Source organism: Faunimonas sp. B44, assembly GCF_052655945.1.
Genome location: NZ_JBQYEX010000030.1, coordinates 1 through 11,735 on the forward strand (window position 1 = coordinate 1; position 11,735 = coordinate 11,735).

Genomic DNA, 11,735 nt, shown 5'->3' on the forward strand with positions numbered 1-11,735 from the left:
AAGCCAGCCCTGCTCCACGAGCTCGCGGAGGAGTTTGTAGGCCCGATCCAGCGCCTGCTTGCTGGCCGAATACTAATCACTTGAAGTATCGCGGTCGGCGGCTCGACGTGCTCGGCCATCTGGAGGCAGAGTTCAACCCGCTCGTTGGGGAACCGCACCGCAGCCCGAATCACTTCTTCCATCTCCTTGAATTGGGCCGCGGTCATGATCCCTGCGGTATAGCTATGTCCGATGTGGCAGCCGAGTTCTCATGACCGTGCCGACGGTGAACTTTTGCAGTGCGCCGCCATAATCTGGGCAGGTCACGATCAGCGGCCGCTCCATAGTCTGGCCGTTGACGATTTGTGGCTCGCGCCCGTCAAGTTAATAGGTCCAGCATGGCCACATTCTTCCCGTCATTGCGATTGATTAATTCAATGAGCAGATCGGGTCTTCCCGCGAGCGACAGGCAGTAAGCCAGCGCGACATGCTCAGCTGCGCTCCTCGCATTTCGGGATAGGCGGCATTGTCCAGGTCCTGACCTATGGCAATTCCGCCGCACGCCCGTGCCAGAGTCGAAGGCTCCGTCGGCCAGCAGAAGGTCGCCTCAATCCGCCAGCGCTCGCTGTAGCGCTTCCGATTGTGCCGGCTGGCGCGGCGGCGGCTCCGACCGCGTCGGACGCGGCCGTCGCCGCGCGCGCTCACAGTGACCCCGATATCGGCGGCCGCCAGCGCGGGCGCAACGTTGACGTCCTCCCCATTTACATGATCGAGCCTAAAATCCGAGCGGTGACCCATTCTCAGTTTGCAGGGAAGCTAAGAGTGCAGGTCGTGCCCTGTGGAGTGCCGATCATCTCGTAGCGACCTCGCAGGAGTTGCGCCATCGAACGGACGAGCCGCTGGCCGAGCCCGGTGCTGGGCACGGCCGAGCGCTCGCCATTGCCATTGTCGGCGGTACTCAGGCAGAATGTTCCGCCCTCTTTCTTCAGCCGCACCGTGATCGTGCCGGGGCGGCCGTCGGGAAAAGCGTGCTTGAGGGCATTCGTGATCAGCTCGTTGGTCACTAGCCCGATCGTGATCGCTTGGGTTAACGGCAAGTAGCTGCGCTCGATGTCGTTGGTCAGCTCAATCGGTCTCGAACCTATCAGGGCGGCACGAAGGTCCTCGCAGAGCTCCGAAAGAAATGCGCTGACCTCAACGATTCCGACCTTCTCCTTCATGGAAAGGCGGCGATGGACACGGTCGAGGACATGCACGCGATCGGAGGCCGCCAGGAGTTCGGCACGGGCGATCTGATCGGACGTATCATTCGCCTGGAGGCGCAGGATTGCCGTCAGGTTGGCCAGGTCGTTCTTGAAGCGATGCGTGACTTCGTCGAGCAGCAGTTCTTTCTCCTCCTCCGAGGCGGCGATGCGGCGGTTTGCTTCAGACAAACGCGAGTTGGCACTGGCAAGCCCGAAGAGCGCGTCGTGGAGTGCCTCGCACACGATCACGGTGGCCCACCCTGTGCCGACGAATAGCAGCAGCGCGATGAGGTCCCGTGGTGAGAGCAGATCCATGCGGGCGGGGGACGGCAGCAGAAAGATTGCGATAAGGGCGGCGCTCAGAACTACGGTCCAGAGTCCGGCCCCACGAGCCAGGAACAGGCTACTGAACAGAACGGCGGGAACGAAGTAGATGAACGGGTAGTCTGCCGCTTCTGGCAGGAACAGCTGCTGGACGGCAAACGTGAACAGCACCGGGCACGTGGCCAGAGTGAAGCGCAGGGCGATCGGCAGATCATGAAGCAACTGGGCAAGCCAGAACCAGCGCAGAGCGTCGGTTGGCGCTTCCGTGGCACACAAAGGCGGCCTGCTGCCAATCTCGGGGGATGAAGCGGCTCCCCCGCGCGCCATCTCTTGCTTCCCCATGAGCGTCACCCCCACGACAGCGCGCCTAGTGGGTTCCATCTTCTAACGTCCGACATTGATCCAGCGCAATGTGACCGAGCTACGCGCCATTCAATGTCAGCTGCACAGCCTGCTGCCGGTTTCGTGAACGCCGAGGCAGCGTGTTGGCGGAACTGGCGATTGCGGACGAAGAGCCGTGTAAGAGTGCGGGGCGATCGTCTCGGCGGAGTGTCTCCGATCGCCGGCCGAATCGTGCTGAAGGTGACCCGGCGGAGTGAGACTGGTGAAGTATCGGCGAGAGGATCAAGATGGTATCGGTCTTCGTGCCTCGCGTTCGGAGCCAGCCGCACCATACGCCCGCGAATGCGAAGAGGGGCCGATCGGGCGAAGCGCGAACCAGGTCAAGGACCGTCCGCTGCTTGGAAACCTGGTACGCTCAGAGGGACGCCGTGCTCTCCTTCGAGCATCCTCGACAATACCCGGGCCGAGGCCGGGGCATAAGCCGACCATCTCGACTGCAAGCCGGTGTGAGCCCTGCTGTACCATCGCCGCACTTCAACTGACGAGCACGTGATTTCCCCGACGACCGCCCATCCCTTGGCCCAGAGCCGAATGGGTGCAGTAGTCACGGCGGCGGGCGTCAGTTTCCGCGTGTGGGCACCGCACGCCAACAAGGCGTTCGTAACCGGGAGCTTCAACAGTTGGGTCGAGGACGCGACGCCGTTGCACCTCGAGGAGAACGGCCACTGGTCCGCCGATGTCCCGGAAGCCAAGCCCGGCGATGAATACCGCTACCTCCTGCATGGCCCCAACGGAGTTCAATCCCGGATCGACCCCTATGCGCGGCAGGTGACGAACTCCGTTGGCAACGGGGTCATTTACGACCCGGGCGCCTTCGACTGGGGCGATGACGCGTTCCAGCCGGCAACCGGGAACGAGCTGGTGATCTACGAGCTGCATGTCGGCACCTTCAACGTCACCGAGGCGGGCCGCCCGGGCACCTTCGACAGTGCAATCGAGAAGCTGCCGTTCCTGCAGTCGCTCGGCATCAACGCGATCGGGCTGATGCCGGTGGTCGAGTTCCCCGGGGATTTCTCCTGGGGCTACAACCCCGCCCAGCCCTTCGCCATCAAGAGCATCTATGGCGGGCCGGACGGCCTGAAGCGCTTCGTCAAGGCGGCGCACCAGCACGGCATCGCCGTGATCTTCGACGCGGTCTACAACCATTTCGGCCCCAGCGACCTGGACCTGTGGCAGTTCGACGGCTGGAGCGAGAACGGCGGCGGCGGCATCTATTTCTATCAGGATCGACGGGCCCAGACGCCATGGGGAGCCACGCGCCCAGATTACGGGCGCGCGGAGGTCCGGCAATATCTCAGCGACAATGCCCTGATGTGGTTCGAGGAGTACCACGCCGACGGGCTGCGCTGGGACGGCACGGCCTTCATCCGCCGGATCGGGGGCAATGACGGCGATCCCGACGGGGACATCCCCGAGGGCTGGGCACTGATGCAAAGGATCAATCAGGAGATCCGGCAGCGCTTCCCGGGCAAGATCAGCATTGCCGAGGACATGCAGGGCGACGTGCAGCTGACGAGGGACGTGGCGGCCGGCGGGGCCGGCTTCAACGCCCAGTGGGACAGCCGCTTCGTGCATGTGATCCGAAACGCCATCATCGGGCTGGACGACGATTCGCGGGGCGTCGGAGCCGTGGCCAAGGCGATCGAAGATCGCCTCGACATGGACGCCTTTCGCCGCGTCATCTACACCGAATCCCACGACGAGGTCGCCAACGGCCGGGCTCGGGTGCCCGAGGAAATCTGGCCGGGCAAGGTTGACAGCTGGTTCTCGAAGAAGCGCTCGACCTTGGGCGGCGCGCTGGTGCTTACCTCCCCCGGCATTCCGATGCTGTTCCAGGGGCAGGAATTGCTGGAGGACCGGTGGTTCCAGGACAATGACCCGATCGACTGGTCCCGGGCCGAGGAGCAGAACGGCATCCTTCGCATGTACCGCGACCTTGTCATGCTCAGGCGTGACCTCTCAAGGGTGACGCGCGGGCTCTGTGGCCAGAACATGCACGTCTTCCACTGCAACACCGACGCCAAGGCCATCGCCTTCCACCGTTGGGACCAGCAGGGACCAAAGGACAGCGTGGTTGTCGTCGCAAACCTCAGGAACAGGAACCTCGACGACTACACGATCGGCTTTCCACGCGGAGGGCTGTGGAGGACGCTGTTCAACAGTGATTCGTACAATTACGGCGGGAACTTCGCCAATCATGCCACACCCGATGCAGAGGCATGGCCGGAAGAGCGTGACGGCCTCCCATGTTCCGGTCGGATCAGTATTGGCCCCTACACGGTGGTGATATTCTCGCAGTCCGAATGAGTGTGTTGAGGGCTGTGGCAAAGTCGGCCAGTGGAGCGGCCGTGGTAGCGCCGTAGGGCCCAAAAAGCCGGCCACTGGAGGATCGGCCTCTTTCAAGGATGGAAGAGGCGATCCGGGATGGTCGGCGTGGAGATCTACGCGACCGTTCAGCAGCTTGTGTTTCTTCAGGGATTGAGCCGGCGGGAGGTGGCGCGGCGGTTTGGGATCAGCCGCGACAGCGTCGCCAAGATGTGCCGCTAACCTCACAGTCGAGCGGAAGAGCAATGCGGAACGGCTCGGCTGCTGACACGCTCACGCCGACGGGAGAACCAGCAATGGGAGCAATCTGAGAAGGATGGCCATGACGATCCCACGGCACCGGAGATACCAGCGCATTCTACTATAGAATCCTCCATCACCCCTCCCACGGCTTCGGCCCGATCACCGGAATCGTGCTGACGCGGCTGCGGGATGCGGGGGAGAGGCCGAGGTCGGAGAGGTACCTGTGCATCAGCTCCAGCTGCTTGTTGGCGATGGCGAGCCAGGGCGAGGGCTGGATGTAGCCGGAGGGGAGCTTGATGAGGGTGGGCGTCTCCTTGAGCTTCCGTTCCGCCTCGGTCCAGCGGCCATAGGCCTGGCAATAGGCGGCGAGCGCGGCCCGGTCGAGCTGGCTGATGATGCCGAGCCGGTGCATCTCGCGGCCGAGCCGCTTCCACTCGGCCTTTGCCGTGGGCGAGAGATGGGCCGGGCAGGTCGGCATGGAATGCGCCGGCTTCGGCTCGACCATGTTGAGCGGCCGCTTGCCGGGATTGCCCTGGATGAGCCGGAGGGCGGTGGGGATCGGCTTGCGGCCCCGCATCAGACGTCCTCCGCGACGATGCGGTAGACGCCCGGCCGGAGCCGGGGCCCGGTTCTCCGGCCCGTCCCGATCCGTTCGAAGAGGCGCCGCAGGAGATAGGAGCGGGCGAGCGAGACGAGGGTGAAGAGGGCGGCGATGGCGCTGTCCTCGGCAAGACTGGTCAGAATGCCGAAGGCGGGGAAGACCGCTCAGCCGAGAGTCACAACAAGTTGACGAACTACTTCACGTTGCGGGACTCGCGTGAGCGCATGTGCCTTTTTCCGCGTCGCGTATACTGAAGTTGTTCATGCCCCGCTTCTTCTTTGAATTCTACGAGCGACGGATCGTCCGCTCGTCAGACCCGCAAGGCTACGAGCTGGCCGATCTCGCGGCTGCGCATCGGCAGGCGCTGAGTATGATCGACTGCCTGACCGCCGTGGGCGACGACGATGCGGGTTGGCGTGACTGGTCGATCCGAATTGCCGCCAGTGACGGCCGGACGCGCTGACCGTCCTCTTCCCGGCGCAACATCGACCGAACGATCCGGGCGGGAGCCAGATCGTCCGAATGCCGTCTGCAGCGGACGCTCACGCCGGCAACGTGAGCATCTTCTGAACCTCACATGGCTGACGCGAGACGGAACAGACGGCTCCAGAAGGGTCGTGCGCGGCGCACTTCGACGATCCCGAGTCTTGCCTCCAGGACTTCGCACATGGCTCTTGCCTGCGCGGCCCTGATGCCCAGATCGGTCGCGCGACTGCGCGCATCGTCCCGCTCCCGGATTGCAGTCGGGAGTTCCCGCTCGAGCCGTTGCACCTGCGCGAGGAGGCTCACCTCGGCGGTGGAGTCAAGCGAGGGACAATCGGACCGGCTGCTTTCATGATGAGAATCGATGGGCACGTGGATGCGGGCTCGGCCATCGCTTCCCTTGCTGCGGCTCCACCCCTTCTGGCTGACGAGCTGGTCGCCGGGCCGGACCCCCAGCGTGGGGGCCGCCGCCGGCGGAGTAGGATGGTCCGGACAGCGGCGTCATAGATGGGCACAGGCCGCTGCATAGTCGCACCAAGCTTCCAGACCGCCGTCAGAGCAGCTGGCACATTTCACCAGCGGTCAATCACACAGTCCAAGCTCTCGGCACAGATCCCAATAGTAACCGGTAAGCTCCGGGCCCCAATCGGATGCGATCTCATCGGCCAGCCGATCGAGTTGGGCCTGGTCGACGGAACATGAGCGAATCCGCCGAAGCAGGGTAGCCGCAATCCAGCGCTTCCCGGCTTCCTCTCTCGTCAACATCTCCGAGAGGAGCAGTACCGCCTTCGAGTCGTTTGTGTCGGGTGCAAGCTGTGGCATGGGTACCTCCCAAACAGCGCCACTGACGCCGCTTGGGGACTCCAAAGGCACGCGCGAGCACGTGGTTCCGACCGCCGCGCCCATTCGCAAGTCATTAAAAGCTCTGGTAGGAATCCAGCCCGCGCCCGGCAATCCCGGGTCGTCGCGCGGGCTCAGCCGGTCGCAGGGGCCGAGCCCTCTAGCCTGGGGCCACCTGCGGCGGAGGAGCGGCTCCCGCAATTCTGTGCGGCCTGCCGTGGGAGTGCGCTACACTCTCGGCTTGGCTCGAGTTTGGGGATGGACCGCCAGGGACAGCCCGGTCGAACGCCGGATCGCACAGGCGATCAGAGAAGCTCACGCGGACGAAAGCATCATTGAGGCTGACAATCTGGCGCATTCCATCGCCCAGGATCTCGGCATTCCTGGTCGCGCTCACGAGATTGGCGACCTGCTGGTCGAGGCCGCAATAGCCAACCTCATTGCGGTCGAGCTTCCGCATCGCCGCCAGGCCAAAGCACCGGCCGAATGAGGAGGGATAGCCGGCTCCGGCCGCAGCCTGTTACCTTAGCCTGATGCCGCGGTTCTTTTTCGACATTCGTGAAGGCGCCCGCTTCGTAAAGGGCGAGGAGGGGCTAGAGTTTCCGAACCTGGATTCGGCCGAACGCGAAGCCGCGGAATCGGCCGCCAGCATCGGTCGCGATCTCCTCCCCAAGGGCGATGCCCGCGAGGTGACGGTCGAGGTCAGCAACGAACGCAGGCAGCGGGTCCTCACTGTCAGCGTCTCAATGCGTCTCGATCGTGTACACCCCTACCCCGCGCGGCATGGCGGGTAGCCGCTGCGGGAATCGCGCGGGAAATGACGTCGCCATCCACCGCTGAACGGCAGCGTTGCAGCTCACGCGTGGTCGTCAGAGCGCATTCGCCTATTCCACGCTCCTTATCACCGGCATCTCGTCTCGCCCGGCGTGAACGCGGGCTCCCTGAAGATGCGCCATCCGATCCTCCGCGGGCATCTCCTCCTCCCGAAAAACCGCGACCGCCGTGCGCGCGATCCCGTACCAGCCGCATTGCGGGCAATCGACGATGTGCAGATCCCCGGTAGGAGGCTGCTCGGTCGCTTCACTGCCGCAGACGTAGCACTGCATGTTAACGCTCTTATCTGGCTCGCGAGGTCCGCCGGCGAGAACTGCGGGGTCCAAGGCTTCTTTAGCCCTCGCCGGCGCCCCGCCTGCTCGGACGGCGGGAGGCGAGTTTAAGTGCAGACCCGTGTCATCGCCAAGGTGGCGGTAAGCGAGGAGGAAGACGCCCAATCGAGCCCGCCGCGCCGCCGCTGCTCGCTCGCCGCACCGCCAGCTAAGGGTTCCACTTCGACCAAACCATAGACGAGAGGGTTGGCCGGCGAAGGCATCAGCATCGAACGCGTTCCTGGCTTCGCCGGCGCCCCGCCCTCTCCGGACGGACGATCGAACTACTACGTTCGAAAGCTGCGGCAAACTGGTAATTGAGCAGGTGATGACAATTCAACTTCGGCGGAGGCCGTGCTCAATCAAGGGGTTAGCTCCCCGGGCCGCTTCCTCGTCCTTCGAGGGCGCAAGGCATTCGGCGATGACCAGGCTCCCCGTCGCTTCAACCTCGGGATCAGAGGCCATGGCTCGGATCTAGACAAAACGAAGAAGCAGCGGGAGGCAAATTCGGCAATGGTCAACTCGACGAGCCGTGAGGAGCCGACGGTTACGCGCCCCGCCCGTGGGGTTCTTGCTCTGCTCAATCGCGCCTGCTCATTTATCCGCGAGCAGACCGAGGGGGGACGGGCGTCGAGCAACATGAATAGCTCCGACGCGTTGTTGATGTGGTTGGCGGCTCCGCATCCTCTGGCAACGGATACCGTCCGCCAGCCGACCGGACGGAGTTGTATCAGACAATGCCGAACTCCGGATATCGACCAATCCGGCTGAGTAGCGGGACCTTAACGGAGAAATATCTCCCCCAGTGAACCGCGCCGGGTTTGCCGGAGGCTGATTTGTGTGCGTCACGCCGCCATGGCGTGCTCACGGCTTTCGCCATAGTAGAGGGCTTCGGCCTCGGCGGGCGGGATGTTTCCGATCGGCTCGAGGAGGCGGCGGTTGTTGATGGAGTGGATGCCCCCTCCCGACGGCATCACAGTATGCCAAGGTGGTGCTTGCAAGAGTCACCACGAGCAGAGAGGGCATCCATGGACCACGTTACCATCATCGGCCTGGACCTTGCCAAGCGGGTCTTCCAAGTTCATGGCGCGGGCGCCGATGGCAGCGTCGCATTCCGCAAGAAGCTGTCTCGTTCGCAGGTCCTCGCCTTTTTTGCTCAGAACGCCGCCGTGCATCGTTGCCATGGAGGCCTGCGCCTCGGCGCACGAATGGGGTCGCGCCATCCGCGATCTCGGTCACGAGGTTCGGCTGGTTCCGCCGAATTACGTCAAACCATTTATTAAGCGACAGAAGAACGACGCGGCCGATGCCGAAGCGATCGCCGAGGCAGCGTTGCGGCCGACCATGCGCTTTGTCGCCATCAAGAGCGAACTGCAGCAGGCGCGGGCCATGGCCTTCAAAACACGTGATCTTCTGGTGCGGCAGCGCACACAGCTCATCAATGCGCTGCGAGGCCACCTCGCCGAACACGGTGTCGTCGCCCCACAGGGGGCAACGAACATCAAGGTGCTGGCCGATGCCATCGCCAATGTCGAGCATTCGCTTGATCCGCTCGTCGTCGAGCTCGGTCATCTTTACTTCGCGCAGATCGAGCAGCTGAACAGCAGGATCGCTGACCTGGAGAGGCGGCTCTCGCAGGAAGCAAAGCAGGCGAAGACAACATTCCGGCTGATGACCATGCCCGGGATCGGACCCGTCACGGCAATGGCCATCGAGACGTTCGCGCCGCCAATGGAGACCTTCAAGCGCGGTCGCGACTTTGCTGCCTGGCTTGGTCTGGTGCCGCGTCAGTTTTCGACCGGCGGCAAGCAGGTGTTGCGGCGCGTATCCAAGATGGGGCAGCGTGATATCCGACGGCTGCTCATCATCGGCGCAATGACAGTCATTCGCTGGGCGGGCCGCAAGGGGGCGCCCGCAGGTTCCTGGCTGGCACGCATGCTCGATCGGAAGCCCCGATTGGTTGTCGCTATTGCATTGGCGAACAAAATGGCTCGCGCTGCCTGGGCCATGCTGACGAAGCAGGAGGACTTCAAGAACTCGGTGACGGCTGCGGCTTGATCTACAGGATCAAGGTTTACCGAGCCGAGCCATCGGGCGTGTAGGGAGGACGAAGAACGGTAAGGGCAAACTGATCGGTCAGATCGGGGTCAGGAAACGCAGGACTGGTTTACGAGCCTTGAGCTCGCGTTTGTTGATTTGCACTTGGCCCGCGCATCTCCATACCGGCCCGCGGCATGACTATGGCCGCAACTCGAGGCCTGATACATGACCGCACCCGATCACGCGCCGGCACCGTCAAATTATCCTTGCGCGAACGGGGGCCTCCATACATGAACCAGTCGACCCATTCAAGGGCAGCGAACTCGACGGCCTCAAGGGAGCGACGCCGCGGCGACAAACTGAATCGTCAGTTCAACTGGATCGCCAGTGCGCCGCCCGAGAAATGGGCTCACTTCGTCCCTCGGCAGACGGGGCCGTCATCGCGGTGGCCCACCCTTCCACGCGTACCAGTAGGTTCGGCATGTTCCGTCAGCCAGCTTCTTGTGAACGCTGTTGACCCCTCTAAGCCTGACGCGCATTCCTGTTGGCTCTCCATGCATCCAGCGGATTTGGGTGTTCCTGGGCGCCTTGGCCCTTGTGAGAGATCGTGATCCGCCCGTCGGGAGCGATCTCGGTTTGAACGATCTCGAGGCCGCAAGCCTGAGCGGCTTTCACGGCCCGCACGATGTCCGATTGCCTGAAGTGTGATGACTTTCTCGGCATTTCACGCTGGTAGTGTTCCCCCGCCGGACGAGTGCGTCGAGAAGGGGATGTAATAGTCGGCTTCGGGATACTTGTGTGTGACGAGGAGGATTTGTGAGACCTTAACTGCCAAACTCTTGAGAGTTAGCGAGGTATTTTCCGCCCTGTCCTTATCCATGGAGGCGTCGATCTCGTCTCCGATGAAGAGCGAGAGCACGTTGTTGGTCAGGACCTGACCCAGGGCGATCCGAAGGGCCAAGTTGGCGACCGCCTTGCCGGATCCGGACAGGGTGTTGATCGCCTGACCGTCGACGGTGATCTCGAACTCCTCGTCAACCTCGATCACCTGACGCTGCCCGCCGGTCATCTGCTTGATCAGATGGCTGGCGACCCTGTTCAGGCTCGGGACCAGGTGCTGCTTGACGAGGGAGCGCAGGGTGACGAGAGCGGCCTTGGCCTTCTTCCAGGCCTCGGCTGCGTCCCGCAGCTCCTTCACCTTCTTCTGCGTCTCCTGGTACCGGACCAGATCCCGGTCGAAGACGGCGAGCTGTGTCTCGTACACGATCGCCTTCTGGTACTGGTCCTGTACCTGGAGCAGGTCCTTGGTGCTCTCGGCGAGGGCGGTAGCTTCGGCTTCCTTCGCGTTGCACTCCGCCTGCCAGGCCCGGTAGGATTCCAGTTCCTGCTCATAGCGGGCCAGATCCCGCTCGTAGACGAGGCGGGCCTGGTATTGGCCGGCGAAGTCCTCGTGCGCCTCGTCGTCGATCTGGGCCTCGATCTCCGCCCGGCGAGCCTGGTTCTCGATGTCCTGATGGGTGAAGCCGGGCTTCGACGCCTCGGGAGCGTCGACGAAGTCGTGGCAGTGAGCCTCCCAGTTGGCGAGGATCCGCTTGGCCCGCTCCAGCTTCGTCTTGTCCATCGGCTCGGCCGGGTAGGGGATCCGGGCCTCCAGGGCGCGGGCTTCGTCGCGAAGCCGATCCACGCTCGACTGCTCGATCGCCCAGCGATGTTCGCATTTCGGACATTCGTGGTAGCCGCGCGACAGGTGCTCCTCTATATGCTGGTTGATGTCGGCCAGCTGACGGTGCAACTCGGCGACCTCGATCTCCGCTGCGGTCATGATCGGCATCGGATGCTGCCGCAGGAAGGCCTCACGGGCCTGCCACGCCTCCCAGGCCTCGATCGCGGAGACGTCCCCGACCTCGACCTTGGGCAGGCGCTTCAGCTCGGCCCTAAGAGCCCTCTGTTCGGCCTCGTGCTCCTGCTGCTGCTTGGCGAGAGGCGCCAGATCTTCGGAGGCCGTGGTCACCGTACAGACTGGTGCCTGGGGTTCCTTGGGTGTGACCGAGAGCCAGCCCATGATCGTGTCGAGCCGGGCCTTGTCGGCATGCATCTGGTCCAGCTTCA

General features: G+C 63.5%; 9 protein-coding genes and 2 pseudogenes. 5 read left to right on the forward strand and 6 right to left on the reverse strand.

The window, feature by feature from the left end; all coding sequences use genetic code 11:
- Both ACUN0C_RS19740 and ACUN0C_RS19745 read right to left on the reverse strand, forming a co-directional pair.
- Positions 1-206, reverse strand: a 206-nt coding sequence (locus ACUN0C_RS19740; protein ID WP_445468126.1) for a hypothetical protein, incomplete at its 3' end; no start/stop codon positions are given.
- 573 nt (positions 207-779) lie between these two features.
- Complete coding sequence (locus tag ACUN0C_RS19745; protein ID WP_445468127.1) at positions 780-1,904, reverse strand: sensor histidine kinase; 1,125 nt, start codon at positions 1,902-1,904, stop codon at positions 780-782.
- 576 nt (positions 1,905-2,480) lie between these two features.
- Between ACUN0C_RS19745 and ACUN0C_RS19750 the strand changes: the two genes are divergently transcribed.
- The gene (locus ACUN0C_RS19750) at positions 2,481-4,256 is read left to right on the forward strand and encodes an alpha-amylase family glycosyl hydrolase (RefSeq protein WP_445468128.1); all 1,776 of its coding nucleotides are present in this window, start codon (positions 2,481-2,483) and stop codon (positions 4,254-4,256) included.
- Between the two features lie 394 nt (positions 4,257-4,650).
- Here the strand turns inward: ACUN0C_RS19750 and ACUN0C_RS19755 are convergent, their stop codons facing one another.
- Together ACUN0C_RS19755 and ACUN0C_RS19760 are read right to left on the reverse strand one after the other, a co-directional pair.
- On the reverse strand, positions 4,651-5,094 hold the full coding sequence (locus ACUN0C_RS19755) for a phage terminase small subunit P27 family (RefSeq protein ID WP_445468129.1): 444 nt from the start codon (positions 5,092-5,094) through the stop codon (positions 4,651-4,653).
- A pseudogene (locus tag ACUN0C_RS19760) lies at positions 5,094-5,270 on the reverse strand (DUF7220 family protein); the annotation flags it as partial. The pseudogene ACUN0C_RS19760 and the gene ACUN0C_RS19755, both read right to left, overlap by 1 nt.
- A gap of 110 nt (positions 5,271-5,380) precedes the next feature.
- Here ACUN0C_RS19760 and ACUN0C_RS19765 point away from each other — a divergent pair.
- The 3 genes from ACUN0C_RS19765 to ACUN0C_RS19775 all read left to right on the forward strand — a co-directional run bounded on the left by ACUN0C_RS19765 (position 5,381) and on the right by ACUN0C_RS19775 (position 7,235).
- Positions 5,381-5,581 (forward strand): DUF6894 family protein, encoded by a 201-nt coding sequence (locus tag ACUN0C_RS19765; RefSeq protein WP_445468130.1) that lies wholly within the window; start codon positions 5,381-5,383, stop codon positions 5,579-5,581.
- Between the two features lie 1,083 nt (positions 5,582-6,664).
- The gene (locus ACUN0C_RS19770; RefSeq protein ID WP_445468131.1) at positions 6,665-6,931 is read left to right on the forward strand and encodes a hypothetical protein; all 267 of its coding nucleotides are present in this window, start codon (positions 6,665-6,667) and stop codon (positions 6,929-6,931) included.
- 43 nt (positions 6,932-6,974) lie between these two features.
- Positions 6,975-7,235 carry a DUF6894 family protein gene (locus ACUN0C_RS19775; protein ID WP_445468132.1) on the forward strand — a complete coding sequence of 87 codons (261 nt, stop codon included), beginning with the start codon at positions 6,975-6,977 and terminating at the stop codon, positions 7,233-7,235.
- Between the two features lie 1,196 nt (positions 7,236-8,431).
- Here ACUN0C_RS19775 and ACUN0C_RS19780 read toward each other — a convergent pair.
- Positions 8,432-8,560 carry a hypothetical protein gene (locus ACUN0C_RS19780; protein ID WP_445468134.1) on the reverse strand — a complete coding sequence of 43 codons (129 nt, stop codon included), beginning with the start codon at positions 8,558-8,560 and terminating at the stop codon, positions 8,432-8,434.
- Positions 8,561-8,614: 54 nt separating this feature from the next.
- Between ACUN0C_RS19780 and ACUN0C_RS19785 the strand changes: the two are divergent.
- Positions 8,615-9,644, forward strand: a pseudogene (locus ACUN0C_RS19785) (IS110 family transposase).
- A 706-nt stretch (positions 9,645-10,350) separates the two neighbouring features.
- Here the strand turns inward: ACUN0C_RS19785 and ACUN0C_RS19790 are convergent.
- Positions 10,351-11,735 (reverse strand): hypothetical protein (locus ACUN0C_RS19790; RefSeq protein WP_445468133.1); only part of this gene is annotated, 1,385 nt, incomplete at its 5' end.

Excerpts from the sequence above, each read along its gene's own strand:
- ACUN0C_RS19765 (WP_445468130.1), top strand. The coding sequence starts at position 5,381 with ATGCCCCGCTTCTTCTTTGAATTCTACGAGCGACGGATCGTCCGCTCG.
- ACUN0C_RS19775 (WP_445468132.1), top strand. The coding sequence starts at position 6,975 with ATGCCGCGGTTCTTTTTCGACATTCGTGAAGGCGCCCGCTTCGTAAAG.
- ACUN0C_RS19780 (WP_445468134.1), bottom strand. The coding sequence starts at position 8,560 with ATGCCGTCGGGAGGGGGCATCCACTCCATCAACAACCGCCGCCTCCTC.
- ACUN0C_RS19755 (WP_445468129.1), bottom strand. The coding sequence starts at position 5,094 with ATGCGGGGCCGCAAGCCGATCCCCACCGCCCTCCGGCTCATCCAGGGC.
- ACUN0C_RS19750 (WP_445468128.1), top strand. The coding sequence starts at position 2,481 with ATGGGTGCAGTAGTCACGGCGGCGGGCGTCAGTTTCCGCGTGTGGGCA.